The 16,329-nt window shown below is 62.1% G+C and carries 15 protein-coding genes; 7 read left to right on the top strand and 8 right to left on the bottom strand.

Annotated elements, in window-relative coordinates:
- The first annotated feature begins 25 nt into the window (after positions 1-25).
- Positions 26-1,075, top strand: coding sequence for a DNA polymerase III subunit delta (gene holA / locus HNQ95_RS31040; RefSeq protein ID WP_067955814.1), 1,050 nt, complete (start codon positions 26-28; stop codon positions 1,073-1,075).
- 130 nt (positions 1,076-1,205) lie between these two features.
- On the opposite strand, the gene HNQ95_RS31035 is transcribed toward holA, so the two are convergent.
- The 5 genes from HNQ95_RS31035 to mnmE all read right to left on the bottom strand — a co-directional run bounded on the left by HNQ95_RS31035 (position 1,206) and on the right by mnmE (position 6,953).
- The gene (locus HNQ95_RS31035; protein WP_067955812.1) at positions 1,206-2,087 is read right to left on the bottom strand and encodes a ParB/RepB/Spo0J family partition protein; all 882 of its coding nucleotides are present in this window, start codon (positions 2,085-2,087) and stop codon (positions 1,206-1,208) included.
- Between the two features lie 33 nt (positions 2,088-2,120).
- Complete coding sequence (locus tag HNQ95_RS31030) at positions 2,121-2,918, bottom strand: ParA family protein (RefSeq protein WP_067955810.1); 798 nt, start codon at positions 2,916-2,918, stop codon at positions 2,121-2,123.
- Between the two features lie 39 nt (positions 2,919-2,957).
- Positions 2,958-3,590, bottom strand: a complete 633-nt coding sequence (rsmG, locus tag HNQ95_RS31025; RefSeq protein WP_182576035.1) for a 16S rRNA (guanine(527)-N(7))-methyltransferase RsmG — start codon at positions 3,588-3,590, stop codon at positions 2,958-2,960.
- The gene (gene mnmG, locus HNQ95_RS31020) at positions 3,587-5,464 is read right to left on the bottom strand and encodes a tRNA uridine-5-carboxymethylaminomethyl(34) synthesis enzyme MnmG (protein WP_182576036.1); all 1,878 of its coding nucleotides are present in this window, start codon (positions 5,462-5,464) and stop codon (positions 3,587-3,589) included. Before mnmG ends, rsmG begins: the two co-directional genes overlap by 4 nt.
- A gap of 169 nt (positions 5,465-5,633) precedes the next feature.
- Positions 5,634-6,953, bottom strand: coding sequence for a tRNA uridine-5-carboxymethylaminomethyl(34) synthesis GTPase MnmE (mnmE, locus tag HNQ95_RS31015; protein ID WP_182576037.1), 1,320 nt, complete (start codon positions 6,951-6,953; stop codon positions 5,634-5,636).
- A gap of 61 nt (positions 6,954-7,014) precedes the next feature.
- On the opposite strand from mnmE, the gene HNQ95_RS31010 reads away from it, so the two are divergent.
- On the top strand, positions 7,015-9,033 hold the full coding sequence (locus HNQ95_RS31010) for a thioredoxin domain-containing protein (RefSeq protein ID WP_182576038.1): 2,019 nt from the start codon (positions 7,015-7,017) through the stop codon (positions 9,031-9,033).
- A 96-nt stretch (positions 9,034-9,129) separates the two neighbouring features.
- On the opposite strand, the gene rho is transcribed toward HNQ95_RS31010, so the two are convergent.
- From rho to hemE, 3 genes are all read right to left on the bottom strand, one after another.
- A complete protein-coding gene (gene rho, locus HNQ95_RS31005; protein WP_018430513.1) occupies positions 9,130-10,395 on the bottom strand; it encodes a transcription termination factor Rho in 1,266 nt (421 codons plus the stop codon).
- A 161-nt stretch (positions 10,396-10,556) separates the two neighbouring features.
- Positions 10,557-11,096 (bottom strand): protoporphyrinogen oxidase HemJ, encoded by a 540-nt coding sequence (gene hemJ / locus HNQ95_RS31000; RefSeq protein WP_182576039.1) that lies wholly within the window; start codon positions 11,094-11,096, stop codon positions 10,557-10,559.
- A complete protein-coding gene (gene hemE / locus HNQ95_RS30995; RefSeq protein WP_182576040.1) occupies positions 11,093-12,127 on the bottom strand; it encodes a uroporphyrinogen decarboxylase in 1,035 nt (344 codons plus the stop codon). The genes hemJ and hemE overlap by 4 nt, the downstream gene beginning before the upstream one ends.
- A gap of 401 nt (positions 12,128-12,528) precedes the next feature.
- On the opposite strand from hemE, the gene HNQ95_RS30990 reads away from it, so the two are divergent.
- The 5 genes from HNQ95_RS30990 to dnaQ all read left to right on the top strand — a co-directional run bounded on the left by HNQ95_RS30990 (position 12,529) and on the right by dnaQ (position 16,205).
- A complete protein-coding gene (locus tag HNQ95_RS30990; protein ID WP_067955797.1) occupies positions 12,529-13,350 on the top strand; it encodes a pyruvate, water dikinase regulatory protein in 822 nt (273 codons plus the stop codon).
- A 52-nt stretch (positions 13,351-13,402) separates the two neighbouring features.
- On the top strand, positions 13,403-14,002 hold the full coding sequence (locus HNQ95_RS30985) for a Maf-like protein (RefSeq protein ID WP_182576041.1): 600 nt from the start codon (positions 13,403-13,405) through the stop codon (positions 14,000-14,002).
- A complete protein-coding gene (locus HNQ95_RS30980; RefSeq protein WP_182576042.1) occupies positions 13,995-14,834 on the top strand; it encodes a shikimate dehydrogenase in 840 nt (279 codons plus the stop codon). The genes HNQ95_RS30985 and HNQ95_RS30980 overlap by 8 nt, the downstream gene beginning before the upstream one ends.
- The gene (gene coaE, locus HNQ95_RS30975) at positions 14,831-15,421 is read left to right on the top strand and encodes a dephospho-CoA kinase (RefSeq protein ID WP_182576043.1); all 591 of its coding nucleotides are present in this window, start codon (positions 14,831-14,833) and stop codon (positions 15,419-15,421) included. The genes HNQ95_RS30980 and coaE overlap by 4 nt, the downstream gene beginning before the upstream one ends.
- A gap of 70 nt (positions 15,422-15,491) precedes the next feature.
- A complete protein-coding gene (dnaQ, locus tag HNQ95_RS30970; protein WP_182576044.1) occupies positions 15,492-16,205 on the top strand; it encodes a DNA polymerase III subunit epsilon in 714 nt (237 codons plus the stop codon).
- Positions 16,206-16,329: the final 124 nt, after the last annotated feature.

Raw genomic sequence — 16,329 nt, 5'->3', positions numbered from 1 at the left:
CCCGGGCCTGTGCTAACAGGACGGCATGGCGCAGAAGAAAGCTCACGAAGTCGATTCCTGGCTGGCCCGGCCCGCTGCCGAAGCCGTCATCGTGCTGATCTACGGCCCCGACCGGGGCCTCGTTTCTGAGCGCGCTTCAGCCTTTGCCGCCAAGACCGGCCTGCCGCTCGATGATCCCTTCTCCGTCGTCAAGATTGACGCCGCCGATGTCGAGCGCGACAGCGGCCGTCTCGTCGATGAGGCCCGCACCGTGCCGATGTTTTCGCCGCGCCGGCTGATCTGGGTGCGCAACGCCGCTGCGCAGAAGAGCCTTGCCGACGACGTCAAGGCGCTGGCCGCCGACCCGCCGCGCGACGCCGTCATCCTGATCGAGGCGCAGGATCTCAAGAAGGGCGCGCCGTTGCGCACGATCGTCGAAGGCGCCTTTGCCGGCATGGCCCTGCCCTGCTACGCCGACGAGGCGCGCGATATCGAAAGCGTCATCGACGAGGAACTGCGCACCGCCGGCCTGAACATGGCCATGGACGCCCGCAACGCACTGCGCCGCAGCCTCGGCGGCGACCGCCTTGCGACACGCGGCGAGATCCAGAAGCTGACACTCTATGCCATGGGCAAGGGCGAGATCTCGCTCGAAGACGTCAAGGACATGACTGGCGATGTCTCGGCATTGTCGCTGGACGACGCCATCGACGCAGCCCTTGGCGGCAACATCGCCGAGTTCGACGCCGCTTTCACCAAGCAGTGCCAGACCGGCAGCCAGGCGGCACAGCTTCTCGCGACCGCAACCCGCCACCTCCAGAACATTCATCTGATGCGCGGCGAGATGGAAAATGGCGGCCGCAACGCCTCGGCGGTCGTCGCCGCGGCACGCCCCCCGGTGTTCTTCTCCCGCCGCCGGGCCGTGGAAAAGACCTTATCGAGCTGGAGCGCGGCAGCGCTGACCCGCGCATTGACACGGCTGCAATCGACAACGCTGCAGACGCGGCGCCGGCCCGACCTTGCGGTTGCGCTGGCGCGCCAGGCGATGCTCGGCATCGCCGTCGAAGGCGCCCGCCTCTCCTCCGGCCGGCGCTAAAGAACGCCGTCGCACGTCTCGTTCTAATACAGTCCGAACGAAATCGGCTGCATGCCTTTCCCGGATTTGCTGCAAACGCAAAAACGCCGGCGCGAGGCCGGCGTTTTCAGACAAGAGTCAATAGAATCAATCAGATATGTTCGCTCTTCAGGCGACGGCACAAATCGTCAAGCTGTTCCAGCGAGCGGTAGCTGATGCGCAGCTCGCCGCCTTTTTCCTTGTGCGCGATCGAGATCTTCATGCCGACGACGTCGGTGAGAAGCTTCTCCAGCGCGATCGTGTCCGGATCCTTCTCGACAGGACGCGACGGCTGCTTTTCCAGCAGTGCATCGGCCGGAAGTTGCGCCAGCGCCTCGGCCTGGCGTACCGACAGGCCCTCTTCGACGATCCGCTTGGCCAGGCCCGCCGGGTCGGCAGCCGTGATCAGTGCCCGGGCATGACCGGCCGACAGCTCGCCATTGACCAGCATGTCGCGCACAACGTCAGGCAGCTTCAGCAGCCGCAGCGTGTTGGCGACATGGCTGCGGCTCTTGCCGATGACCTGGCCGAGATCGGCCTGGGTATAGTTGTGATCGTCGATCAGCTGCTGGTAGCCCATTGCCTCTTCAATGGCATTAAGATCGGAGCGCTGGACGTTCTCGATAATGGCGAGCTCAAGCGCCGTGCGATCGTTGACGTCGCGAACGATGACCGGAATCTCGTTAACGCCGGCCCGCTGTGCTGCACGCCAGCGGCGCTCGCCGGCGATGATTTCATAGTGCCCGGCCTGCGCAGCTGGCCTGACGACGACTGGCTGGACCAGGCCGTGCTCGCGGATAGACTGCGCCAGGTCGGCAAGTTCGGCTTCGCCAAAATGGCGACGAGGGTTGCGCGGATTGGGGCTGACGAACTCGATCGGCACCCGGCCGTCGGCCGGCGCCGCCGGCTTTTCCGGGACCGCCGGCTTGTCCATCTCGCCGATGAGAGCAGCAAGTCCCCGGCCAAGGCGCTTTCTGGAAAGGTCTTCGTTCATGTCTAGTCCAGCTTGTTTCGAGTCCGAATCGATTTATGCGGCCCGGAGTTTACGTTCGCGCCTGATGACTTCCGAGGCGAGCTGCAGATAGGCTTGGCTGCCCGAGCATTTCAGGTCGTAGAGGATCGCCGGCTTGCCATAGGACGGCGCTTCCGAAATGCGCACGTTGCGTGGGATCACCGTGTCGTAGACCTTTTCTCCCATATGGGCGCGCACATCCTCGACCACCTGGTTGGCCAGATTGTTGCGACCATCGAACATGGTCAGCACGATGCCCTGGATCGTCAGCTCCGGATTGATCGAGCGGCGTACCTGATCCACCGTCTCAAGCAACTGGCTCAAGCCCTCGAGCGCAAAGAACTCGCACTGCAGCGGCACCAGGACGGAATCAGCCGCGGCCATCGAATTCAGCGTCAAGAGGTTGAGCGAAGGTGGGCAATCGATCAGTACGTAACTGTAGCCGGCCGCCCGCTCAGCCGATGCCCGCAAGGCATTGCGCAGCTTCAAGACGCGATCGGGCGCCGAGGCGATTTCCATTTCGATTCCAAGCAGATCGAGCGTCGACGGAATGATCGACAGACCCGGCACTGCCGTTTCCATCGCCGCCTGTTCTATCTCCAGCTCGCCGGTCAGCACGTCATAGGACGACACGCTGCGGTCTTTGCGATCGATGCCGAGGCCCGTGCTGGCATTGCCTTGCGGATCGAGGTCGATAATGAGCACGCGCTCGCCGATGGCGGCAAGGGCGGTCGCCAGATTGATGGCGGTCGTCGTCTTGCCGACTCCGCCTTTCTGATTGGCGACTGTGATGATTCTAGGTGTGGTTTTCATGGCTCGACTGCTGTTTTCCGTCTCGTCACAGCGCGGCAGCTAGGCGCGGCGCAGGTTCCGAATCTCGAGAATGACTCCCTGGGCGTCGGTCAGGCTCTGGTGTTCTACCAGATCGAATCTCCACTGGTGAGCGCTATCTTCGATTTCCTGACGGTAATCCCGGCCTTTGTGGAAAAGCGCTGTGGTGCCCGCCTCCAACCATGGCCACGACAGCTCCAGGAGCAGCGGTAGTGGTGCCAAGGCTCGTGCACTCAATATCTCGGGCGACTTGATGAGCGCATGGACATCTTCGATGCGCTTCGAGTGCACTTTAGCCGGCAAGCTGAGCTCACCGACCACGGCCTGCAGGAAGCCGGTCTTCTTGCGATTGCTTTCCACCAGATCGATGGTCGCGCCTGGCCGTTCGGCGAGCATCGAACCGATGATCAGGCCTGGGAACCCGCCGCCCGACCCAATGTCGAGCCATTTCATTGCGGCGTCCCCAAGCTTCACGATCTGGGCGCTGTCAAGAATATGGCGCTCCCAAACGTCATTGAGCGTCGACGGCGCCACCAGATTGATGCGCTGTGCCCACTTTCGGAACACAGCCTCGAAGGCTTTCAGCTTCGCGAATGTTTCACGTGAAACGGGACCGGCCACTTCCTGCAACCGGGCATAGGCGTCATTGTTCAAGCGGCGCCCCTACGTGACTGAGCTTCTGAGTTGCGGACATGGGCCAGAATGATGGCCAGCGCCGCCGGCGTCATGCCATCGATACGCTGCGCCTCGGCCAATGAACGCGGCCGACGGACGCGCATCTTCTGCCGAAGCTCGTTGGAAAGGCCAGGAACCGACTCAAAATCAAGCGCTTCCGGGATCACCCTCTCCTCTTCCTTCAGCATCAACGCCGCGTCAGCCTTCTGGCGGTCAAGGTAGACGGCATATTTGGCTTCGGTTTCAATGGCTTCCGCCGTCTTGGCGTCAACCGACGCCAGCTCCGGCAAGATCTTAACAAGTTGCATGAACTGGATATTGGGGTAAGCGAGCAGCTCGTAAAGCGACCGTTTCACACCGTCGAGATTGACCTCGATGCCATGACGGCGCGCCTCGTTGGGTGATAGCTTCAGCGATTGCGTCAGTTCGCGCGCGGCTGCTACGCGGCCCGTCATCTCGCCAAAACGCTTTTCCCGCTCGGCCGAAGCAATGCCCAGTTCCATGGCCAGGGGCGTCAAACGCTCGTCCGAATTGTCGGCCCGCAGTGAAAGCCGGAATTCCGCACGCGACGTGAACATGCGATATGGCTCGCTGATCCCGCGGCTGGTCAGATCGTCGACCATGACGCCGATATACGCCTGTGTCCTGCTCAAGATCAGCTGCTCGCTGCCGCCGGCAAGCCGCGCGGCGTTAAGCCCGGCAAGCAGGCCCTGTGCACCGGCCTCTTCATAACCCGTCGTGCCATTGATCTGTCCGGCAAGGAAAAGACCGCGAATACGCCTGGTCTCGAGCGTCGGCTCCAGCTCGCGCGGATCGATGTGGTCATACTCGATCGCATATCCCGGCTGCAGCATCACTGCCCGTTCCAGTCCGGGAATCGACTTCAGAATGTCGAGCTGCACGTCCTCCGGCAACGAGGTCGAGATACCGTTCGGGTAGACTGTGTGATCGTCGAGCCCTTCCGGCTCGAGGAAGATCTGATGGCCTTCCCGGTCGCCAAACTTGACGATCTTGTCCTCGATCGACGGGCAATAGCGTGGCCCGATGCCCTCAATCGACCCGGAATACATCGCCGATCGCCCAAGATTCTCGCGAATGATGCTGTGAGTGGCGTCGGTCGTCCGCGTGATGCCGCATTCGATCTGCGGATTGCGGATCCTATCGGTGAGCAGCGAAAAAGGAACCGGTTCCTCGTCGGCCGCCTGCGTCTCGAGCGAAGTCCAGTTAATGGTGCGGCCATCGAGCCGCGGCGGGGTCCCAGTCTTCAATCGGCCAAGGCGCAAGCCCGCCCGCTTCAGCGTCTCGGACAATCCCATCGAAGCCTGTTCGTTCATCCGGCCGGCCGGGAACTTGCGTTCGCCGATGTGGATCAGCCCACGCAGGAAGGTGCCTGTCGTGAGAACCACGGCGGCACAGGAAAGCGTTTGTCCATCGCCCAGCACAACACCGGTCAGGCGGTCGCTATCTATAATAAAATCAGATACTTCTGCCTCAACGACGGTGAGGTTCGGCTGTTGTTCAGCGATCGCCTGCTGCATGGCCAGGCGATAGAGCTTGCGATCGGCCTGGGTGCGCGGCCCGCGCACCGCTGGGCCCTTGCGGCGGTTGAGAAGGCGGAACTGAATGCCAGCGGCATCGGCGACCCGACCCATGAGGCCGTCAAGTGCGTCGATCTCGCGGACGAGATGGCCTTTGCCCAGACCGCCGATGGCGGGGTTGCACGACATCACGCCGATCGTATCGCGACGAAGGGTGACGAGCGCGGTTTTTGCACCGGCCCGTGCGGCTGCCGAGGCCGCTTCGCAGCCCGCATGGCCTCCGCCCACCACGACGACGTCGTAGCTCTCACTCATCACAGTCTCCAGGAAACATTTGGCGAGACAGATGTCCTCATCTCCGCCTCATGTCAAGAGAATCGCCGCGGTGGTGGTTTCACGTGAAACAACTTGGCCGCGCGGCAGCGAGTCAATGCCGATGTTTCACGTGAATCCTTTGATTCCACCGCTTAATGTTTCACGTGAATCACTTGCCGATGCAGAACTGCGAGAAGATCACGTCGAGCAGGTCCTCGACATCGACGGCTCCAGACAGCTTGCCGATTCGGTCGCTCGCCAGGCGCAGGTTCTCCGCCTTCAGTTCCAGTGAAGTCTCCGGCGCAGCTAACGCGGCACGCAGATACTCGCTGGCGTCGTTCAGCAGTTGCACATGGCGCAACCGCGACGGCAGCACATCGCCACGCTGGCCGATCGCCGCCGCGGCGCGCGCGCCAATCAGTTCGATCAACCCGTCAATACCTTCGCCATTCACCGTGGAAATGGCGAGGGCAAAGCTCGACCCGGCATCACCACCTTTGATGCGGTCCAGCTTGGTGCCAATCATGACTGCGGATGCATCGCCTGGCGGCGGCAGCTCGATTGACGCCGACATATCCTGCAGGAACAACACCAGGTCGGCGGCCTTCGCTCGTTCCTTCGCGCGTTCGATACCGATGGCTTCAACCTTGCCCGCAGGTTCGCGAAGCCCGGCCGTGTCGGTGATGCGCACCTTGAGGCCGCCGATATCGAGTGTTGCCTCAACGAGGTCGCGCGTCGTGCCGGGTTCGTCGGTGACAATTGCCGCCTCACGTCGGACCAGCGCATTGAGCAGGCTCGACTTGCCCGCATTCGGCGCACCGAGGATCACGACGTCGAAACCGTCACGGATCATCTCAGCCTTGCTGTAGCCATCGACATGTCGCCCGATGTCGGCGATCAGCTGGTGGACGTCGTCCCACACCTGAGCGGAAACCGACCCTGGTACGTCCGATTCGTCGGCAAAATCCATCTCGGCCTCAATCATCGCCCGAGCGTGAATGAGCCGCTTGCGCCAAGTGAGATATAGCTCGCTTTGCGCACCGCCGGAGTTCATCATGGCAAACTGACGCTGCGCCTCAGTCTCGGAGTTGATGAGATCGGCAAGCGCTTCAGCTTCCAGAAGGTCCATCTTGCCGTTGAGGAATGCCCGCCGGGTGAATTCTCCCGTCTCGGCCTGCCTGAAACCCGGCAGCTTTCCGAGCTCCGCGAGTAGTGCTGTGACCACAGCCCGGCCGCCGTGCACATGGAATTCACCACAATCCTCCCCCGTGAAGCTATGCGGCCCGGGAAAAAACAAGGTCAGCGCCTGGTCGAGTTTCCGCCCGTCCACTGCATTCAGTGGTCCAAAATGCGCGCGACGTGGTTGCGGAAGGCTACCTGCAATCGTTTCGATTGCGAATCGGACATGTGGACCTGAGATCCTGACGATCGCGACGCCGGACGGCAGGTGACCGCTGGACAAAGCGGCGATCGAATCGGTGAATAGCATTTGCCGGTCTCTTGGAAGCGCCCTAGGTTGACGCCTCATATCACTGTTTTGGGCTTGCCACATGCTTCCGCACGAAAACCTGCTTCGAGACGAAGGTAGTCCGTACCTTCGCCAGCATGGCGACAACCCGGTGCATTGGCGCCCGTGGTCGCCCGCGGCGTTGGCAGAAGCGGTGCGGCTCGACCGGCCGATCCTGCTTTCGGTCGGTTATGCCGCCTGCCACTGGTGCCACGTCATGGCGCATGAAAGCTTCGAGAACGCCCAAGTCGCCGAAGTCATGAACAGGCTCTTCGTCAACATCAAGGTCGACCGCGAGGAACGGCCGGATATCGACCAGATCTACATGGCGGCGCTCGCCAGCATGGGCGAACAAGGTGGCTGGCCACTGACGATGTTCCTGACCCCCGATGCCAAGCCCTTCTGGGGCGGGACCTATTTTCCGCGCGAGGCGAGGTATGGACGGCCGGGGTTCATCCAGGTGCTCAGTGCTGTCGACGCCGCCTGGCGCGGCAAGCGCGCCAGCATCCTGCAGAGCGCGGGTGAGCTTGCCCAACATGTCGGCAAGCGCCTCGGCGGCAGCAGCCCGCGCTCCGCGATCTCGACCGATACGGCCAGGACGTTGGCGTCCGGCATCTACGATATGCTTGACCGCGATCTGGGCGGGCTTCGCGGCGCCCCAAAGTTCCCGAATGCGCCTTTCATGCAGACCTTGTGGCTGTCCTGGCTGCGCTCCGGCAATGAGCAGCATCGTGATGCAATGACGGAAAGCATGGCGCATATGCTCGCTGGCGGCATCTACGACCATGTCGGCGGCGGGCTGGCGCGCTATTCGACCGACGCGCAATGGCTGGTGCCGCACTTCGAAAAGATGCTATACGACAACGCCCAGCTGATACGTCAAGCGAACTGGGCCTATGCCGCCACAGGAAATGAACTGTTTCGGATACGAATCGAAGACACGGTCGACTGGCTGTTGCGCGAGATGCAACTGCCCGACGGAACCTTCGCTTCCAGCCTCGATGCCGACAGCGAGGGTGAAGAAGGGCTGTTCTACACCTGGACGGGGCAACACATAGCCGACGCGCTTGGAGATGATTCATCTATATTTTTCAAATACTTCACGATCAGTAAGCCAGACGCCTGGGAAGGCGACCCGATCACCCACCAGAACGCCGCCCAGAGTGCACAGGCCATCGAAGATCGTGCGCTGGTTTCAGGCCTGACGAAACGCCTGCTGACTAAACGAGAACAGCGCATTCGCCCCGCCCGCGATGACAAGGCGCTCACGGATTGGAACGGCTTGGCCATCGTCGCGCTGGCAGAAGCCGGGCGAAGCCTTGGAAGAAGCGACTGGGTGGCTGTCGCGGCAGGTGCTTTCGGCGCGATTCTGGCGTCAGCAACAGCTGAAGGCCGACTGCCGCATTCAAGTCTGGGCGAAAAGCGGCTCTATCCCGCGCTGTCGAGCGACTACGCGGCGATGGTCAACGCGGCCATCTCCCTGTTCGAGGCAACAAGGGATGCGCGATATCTCGAGCACGGTGCTCGTTTCGTGAACATGCTCGATAACTGGCACGCGGATGCCGACAGAACCGGGCACTATCTTACCGCATCCGACAGCGCCGACGTGCCGATCCGTATTCGCGGCGACATCGACGAAGCCATTCCTTCGGCAACCAGCCAGATCATCGAGGCTGTTGTGCGCCTGGCCAACATCACGGGCGACATTGAACTGCAGCGACGCGCCTGGACAATCGCCGAACACGCCGCCGGCCGCATCCAGAGCCAGCAATATGGCCAGGCCGGAATCGTGAACGCCTGTATCCTGGCAATTGAACCATCAAAGCTGATTGTCGTCGAGGATCCAGAGCGGCCAGCGCTTGTTTCGGTAGCGAATCGGAATCCGGATCCGCGCCGCGTCGACATCTTCCTGGCTCTCGGTGAGGACACGGCGCGGGCGAAACTGCCGGGCGACATCCTTCCCGATACGAAAAAGGCCGGCGCATATCTCTGCACCGGCCTCATCTGTCTGCCCGTGATCAGCGATCCGGCGAAGCTTGAAGACGCGCTTCGTCGTCGCTGACCGATCGGAGCGCCGTGCGTCGCCGCTTAAGAGGCGCTCTAAACCTGAGTTTCCGCATCTGTCCCGAAGATCGCTAACGATTTTCGGGCTGACGCGTCAGGTATTCATCGAATCGAAGAAATCGGCATTGGTCTTGGTCTGCTTGAGCTTGTCGATGAGGAACTCGATTGCATCGGTCGTTCCCATCGGCGCCAGAATGCGGCGCAGCACGAAAATCTTCTGCAGATCCTGACGCTGGACCAACAGGTCCTCCTTGCGCGTGCCCGACTTGAGGATGTCCATCGCCGGATAGATACGCTTGTCGGCGACCTTGCGGTCGAGCACGATTTCCGAGTTGCCGGTACCCTTGAACTCTTCGAAGATGACTTCGTCCATGCGGCTGCCGGTATCGATCAGCGCGGTAGCGATGATGGTTAGCGAACCACCCTCTTCGATGTTACGGGCGGCACCGAAGAAGCGCTTCGGCCGCTGCAGCGCGTTGGCGTCGACACCACCGGTCAGAACCTTGCCGGATGACGGCACGACGGTGTTGTAGGCGCGGCCGAGACGGGTGATCGAATCGAGCAGGATGACGACGTCGCGGCCATGTTCGACAAGGCGCTTGGCCTTCTCGATGACCATTTCGGCGACCTGGACGTGACGGACAGCCGGTTCGTCGAAGGTCGAGGACACGACCTCGCCCTTCACCGAGCGCTGCATGTCGGTCACTTCTTCCGGACGCTCGTCGATCAGAAGCACGATCAGATAGCATTCGGGATGATTGGTGGTGATCGAGTGCGCAATGTTCTGCAGCAGCACGGTCTTGCCGGTACGCGGCTGCGCCACGATCAGGGCGCGCTGACCCTTGCCGAGTGGCGCCACCAGGTCGATGACGCGGGGCGAAATGTCCTTGGTGGTCGGGTTTTCGACTTCCATCTTGAGCCGCGAGGTCGGGTACAGCGGCGTCAGATTGTCGAAATGAATCTTGTGACGGATCTTTTCGGGATCGTCGAAATTGATGGTGTTGACCTTGAGCAGCGCGAAATAGCGCTCGCCTTCCTTGGGGCTGCGGATCGGGCCTTCGACCGTATCGCCGGTCTTCAGCGAGAAGCGGCGGATCTGCGAGGGCGAGATGTAGATATCGTCCGGACCCGGAAGGTAATTGGCGTTGGCCGACCGCAGGAAGCCGAAGCCGTCCTGGAGCACCTCGACGACGCCGTCGCCAATGATCTCGATGTCCTGCGCCGCCAACTTCTTGAGGATCGCGAACATCAGCTCCTGCTTGCGCATGACGCTGGCATTTTCGACTTCAAGCGACTCAGCGAACGCGATCAGGTCGGTCGGCTTCTTGTTCTTGAAATCCTGTAGTTTCATTTCCTGCATGGACGGACTCTGAGCGTGGGGAGGTTGGCTATCGGCATTTTGCGATAAGCGCCGGGCGCGGCCAGGGAATGAAAATGGGGCGGCGCATGGCGGGAAGGAAGAACAGCCTTTTAGCCCTCCCGAAACGAAAGAGCAAGGCGCAGTCCAGCAAATTTAGGAACTCAAAACGGCTTTACAACCACCAGTATGACAATGACGATCATCAGCAACGTCGGGATTTCATTGACGATGCGCCAATGCCGCGACGGCTTTTCGTTGCGGTCCTCGGCAAAGCGCCGGACCGACGCCGAGAGATAGCCGTGCACGCCCGAAAGCAGCAGCACCGCAACGAGTTTGGCGTGCAGCCAGCCACCGGCGAAGTCGAAACCCTTCCAGGCCAGCCACAGGCCGAAAACCCAGGTGACGATCATCGCCGGATTGATGATGGCGCGCAGCAGGCGGCGTTCCATCACCTTGAAGGTCTCGGATTGCACCGACCCCTTCTCCGCATCGACATGATAGACGAACAGCCGCGGCAGATAGAGCATGCCGGCCATCCAGGAGATCACGGCAATGACATGGATCGCCTTGGCCCAGGGATAAAAGCTGTCAGGCGCGGCGAGGAAAAGCAAAGCCGTCAGCGCAACCAGCACGATGATGGCAGCGACCGCTCGCTTGGCCGCCGTCGCACCACTCGACGGTCCGACATTCTGGCCGCTCATTGGCCTGTTGCCTTTCGCACCCGCCGCACCATCGCCTCGACATGGGCCACCGGCGTCTCGGGTGTGATGCCGTGGCCGAGGTTGAAGATCAGCGGACCAGTGCCCAGCGCCTCAAGGATGGCATCCACGCCCTCTTCCAGAGCCTTGCCGCCGACAACGAGCCTGAGAGGGTCGAGATTGCCCTGTACGGCTCCCCCGGCCTGCAGGCGCTGCGCCTGGCTCAGCGGTACCGTCCAGTCGAGGCCAAGACCGGTGACGCCGGTGCGCTGCCTGTAGCTGTCGAGCTGGGCACCTGCGCCCTTCGGGAAGCCGATGATCGGAACGTCCGGATAGACGGCGCGCACCTTGCGCACGATCTCGGCCACCGGCTTGACGCAGCAGGCCTCGAAAGTCGCCTCGTCGAGCACGCCCGACCAGGAATCGAATATCTGCACGACATCGGCGCCGGCTTCGATCTGGCGAATGAGATAGGCGGCCGAATGGTCGGCGAGAACCTGCAGAAGCTGCGCCATCGCTGCCGGCTCGCGATAGGCAAACAGCCGCGCCGGCGCCTGGTCCGGCGTGCCGTGTCCGGCGATCATGTAGGTGGCGACGGTCCACGGCGCGCCACAGAAGCCGATAAGCGTCGTCTTCTCCGGCAACTCACGGCGCAGACGGCGCACGGTTTCGTAGACCGGTTCGAGATTCACGTGAAACTTTTCGCCATCGAGTGCTGCGACACCGTCCGCTGTGATCGGCGTCATCAGCGGCCCACGGCCCTCCTCGAAACGCAGGTCGCGCCCAAGCGCGTGCGGAACGACGAGAATGTCGGAGAACAGGATCGAGGCATCGAAGTCGAAGCGCCGGATCGGCTGCAGAGTTACCTCGACGGCGAAGTCGGGATTGTAGCAGAGGTCCAGGAAGCTCCCGGCCTTCTTCCGGCTCTCGCGATATTCCGGGAGATAACGGCCTGCCTGGCGCATCATCCAGAGCGGTGGAACCTCCAGGCTCTCGCCTTTCAGGACTTGGAGCAGGGCGCGTTTCACGGGCATCCGGTCTGCCTTTCCTAGAGCCTTCTATAAACAAAAATTTATTCTGAAGGATTCTTCTAATTCTTAGAGTCTGTTGAAATCGAGAATTCCGACCTGTCCATAGGCAGCCTCGGATATCCACTTGTCATAGTGACGCGCGGCCGTTTTCGCCAGCGGGGAAAACTTCGGGCAGCAAGCGGATTCGTCGATTTGAATCAGGAATCTAGCCGAGCGCATCGCAGGTGCTGATTCTGTGGACAGCCGGGGACTAAAAAAACTATCCCCACAATACTCCCCGTCGCTGAATCGAAACAGACAGCGGGGCGAATTGTGGACAAGTCGGCATCTGATACAGTCGCGCCGACCGCTTCGGGCCGAACTGCCCGTTTATCCACATTTGACCACAGACCCAGGCGCCCGCTGTGAACAAACCCCAGAGCTTCTTCCATCTGCACCTGATTTCCGACGCCACCGGCGAGACTCTGCTGGCGGCGGGGCGCGCGGCTTCGGCGCAGTACAAGGATGCGCGCGCGATCGAGCACATCTACCCGCTGATCCGCACCGAAAAGCAGCTGATGAAGGTGTTCGACGACATCGAGGAAGAGCCGGGCATCGTGCTCTATACAGTGGTCGACCAGCACCTCGCCGGCATCATCGACAGCCGCTGCGCCTCGATGGGCCTGCCTTGTGTCTCGGTGCTCGAACCGGTGCTGTCGGTGTTCCAGTCCTATCTTGGTGCGCCGGCCGGCCGCCGGGTCGGTGCCCAGCATGTGCTCGACGCCGAATATTTCCGCCGCATCGATGCGCTCAACTTCACCATGGAGCATGATGACGGCCAGCTGCCTGCTGACATGGAACAGGCTGATGTCGTGCTGATCGGCATATCCAGGACGTCAAAGACCCCGACGAGCATCTATCTCGCCAATCGCGGCATCAAGACCGCCAACATACCGATCGTCCTCGGCGTGCCGGTGCCCGACAGCCTGGTCAAGGCGGAGAAGCCGTTGGTCGTCGGCCTGATCGCCACCGCCGAGCGCATCTCGCATGTGCGCCAGAACCGAATCCTCGGCACGACGATGGCTTTTGATGCCCAGGAATATATCGACCGCGCCTCGATCACCGAGGAACTGGCTTATGCGCGCAAGATCTGCACCAAGCACAACTGGCCGATGATCGATGTCAGCCGCCGCTCGATCGAGGAAACGGCGGCCGCGATCGTTGCCCTGCGCAACAAGAGCCGCTAGGACCAAAAGCACCCAACAACGCCGCCGCGCGGTTCGTTTTCAGGCAAAGCCAGTGACCGAAAAACTCATCCTTGCTTCCGGAAGCCCCTTCCGCAAAGCCATGCTCGAAAATGCCGGCGTTCCAGTCGACGCAATCCCGGCCGACCTCGACGAACGGGCGTTGGAAGCGCCGCTGGCCGAAAGCGGTGCAACGCCCGAGGAGGTCGCCCTCGTCCTGGCCGAAGCCAAAGCGGTTGCCGTCAGCGAGGAGCATCCCGGCCGGCTGGTGCTTGGCTGTGACCAGACGCTGTCGCTCGGCGACGAAGTGTTCCACAAACCTGACGACATGGAAGGCGCCCGCCGCCATCTGCTCAAGCTGTCCGGCAAGACCCATCAGCTCAACAGCGCCGTGGTGCTGGTGCGCGACGGCGAAACCTTGTGGCGTCACGTGGCGATTGCCTCGCTGACCATGCGCGCGCTCGATCCGGCCTTCATCGGCCGCCATCTCGCCCGTGTCGGCAAGAAGGCGCTGTCGAGCGTCGGCGCCTACCAGATCGAATGCGAAGGTATCCAGCTGTTCGACAAGGTCGAGGGCGATCACTTCACCATCGTCGGCCTGCCGCTGTTGCCGGTACTCAAGGAATTGCGCCAGCTCGGGGCCATCGATGGCTGAGTTGAAGGCGTTCGTCTGCGGCCATCCGATCGCGCATTCGCGCTCGCCGAAAATCCACGGTCATTGGCTGAAGCGTTACGACATTGACGGCAGCTACACCGCGATCGATGTTTCGCCCGGGGATTTCGGAGCCTTCATCGGCGGCCTTTCCGCGGCTGGGTTGCGTGGTGGCAACGTCACCATCCCGCACAAGGAAGCTGCTTTCGCTGCGGTCCAACGCCGCGATGAGGCCGCCGAGCAGATTGGTGCGGTCAACACCGTGTGGCTGGAGGACGGGACTCTGTGGGGCGGCAATACAGATGCCTATGGATTTGCCGCCAATCTCGACCATCTTTCGCCGGGTTGGGCTTCGACTGGCGACGTCGCCGTGGTCCTAGGCGCCGGTGGCGCTTCGCGGGCGATCATCCACGCGCTCAAGCAGCGCGGTTTCACCGACATCCGCATCGTCAACCGCACTGTGGCACGTGCGGTGGAACTTGCCGACCAGTTCGGCGATGGCATCAGTGCGCATCCGCAGGCGGCAACCGCGGAGCTGCTTGGCGATGCGTCGCTGCTGGTCAACACCACAGCGCTTGGCATGCATGGCAATGAGGGCCTGCCCGCCGACCCATCCACCCTGCCCGACCACGCCATCGTCACCGACATCGTCTATGTGCCGCTCGAAACCCCGCTGCTTGCGGCTGCCAGGGCGCGCGGACTGAAGACTGTCGACGGGCTCGGCATGCTGCTGCACCAGGCGGTCCCGGGTTTCGAGCGCTGGTTCGGCCGCCGACCGGAAGTGACAGCCGAGCTGCGCAAACTCATCGTCGCCGACCTGGACGCCAAGACATGATCGTTCTCGGCCTGACCGGGTCCATCGGCATGGGCAAGTCCACGACGGCGAAAATGTTCGCGGACGCAGGCGTTCCGGTTCACGATTCCGACGAGGCGGTGCATCGCCTCTATGCTGGCGAAGCCGCCCCTTTGATCGAAGCTGCCTTCCCGGGCACGGTGAAGGGCGGTGTCGTCGATCGCGCCGAGCTGTCCCGCCATGTACTGGGCGACGCGGTGGCGCTGAAGAAGCTCGAGAGCATCATCCATCCGCTGGTCCGCTCTGATGCCAACGCGTTCCTCGAACGCAACCGAGCCGCCGGCGCGCCGATCGCCGTCCTCGACATCCCGCTTCTGTTCGAGACCAATGGCCGGGGCCGGGTCGACAAGGTGGTGGTGGTCACAGCACCTGCCGATGTGCAGCGTAAGCGCGTGCTGGCGCGCCCTGGCATGAGCGAGCAGAAATTCGAGGCGATCCATGCCAAGCAGGTTCCCGACGCCGAAAAGCGCAAGCTTGCCGACTACATCGTCGACACCGGCAACGGCCTGGAGCCGGCGCGGGCCGCGGTTCAGGCCATCATCGCCGAATTGACGGTGGGAAAGCCCTAGACAGGCGAATCGCCGCACTTGTTCGCCGGCTGCCCGGGAGGGCATGCTGTCGGCCAAGGAGAATCAGCTGTTGCGCGAGATCATTTTCGATACCGAAACCACCGGCCTCGACAACCGCGAGGACCGTGTGATCGAAATCGGCGCGATCGAGATGATCAATCGCTTCCCGACCGGCAACACCTTCCACAAATACATCAACCCGCAGGGGCGCCAGGTCCACCCCGACGCGCAGGACGTGCACGGCATCTCCAACGCCGATCTCGAAGGCAAACCGACCTTCCCCGAGATCATCGACGAATTTCTCGAGTTCATCGAGGGCGCCAAGCTCGTCGCCCATAACGGCACCTTCGATCTCGGTTTCATCAATGCCGAATTCGCCCGGCTCGAGCAGCCGGCAATCCAAGCCGACCGCCTGATCGATACGCTGGCGCTGGCCCGCCGCAAGCACCCGATGGGCCCGAATTCGCTCGACGCATTGTGCCGGCGCTACGGCATCGACAACAGCCGCCGCACCAAGCACGGCGCTTTGCTCGACTCCGAACTGCTGGCCGAAGTCTACATCGAGTTGATCGGCGGCAAGCAGTCGGCGCTGGTGCTGGAGAGTTTTTCGTCAGGCAATGGCGGCGGCAACACCAGGCAGATCGAGATCGTCGTCGCCACGCGCCCCGAGCCGTTGCCGCCGCGCCTGACCGAGGCCGAGCTCGCCGCCCACGACAAGCTCGTCGGCGGCCTTGGCGAAAAGGCCCTTTGGGCCAAGCTGCTGGCGCCCGCCGAACCGAGCTGAACCCCCCACGACAAAAAAGCCCGGCGCTGATGAACTGACCCCCGAAAGTTGGACACAACCTTCGGGGGTTTTGCATGTCCAAACACAGTGCGCGTTTCAAGCGCTCGGTTGTCGATAGCTATTT

Origin of the sequence: Aminobacter ciceronei, assembly GCF_014138625.1 — a bacterium.
Lineage (GTDB): Bacteria > Pseudomonadota > Alphaproteobacteria > Rhizobiales > Rhizobiaceae > Aminobacter > Aminobacter ciceronei.
The sequence above is the reverse complement of the archived record's forward strand: the minus strand, read 5'-3'. Positions and strand labels throughout refer to the sequence as shown.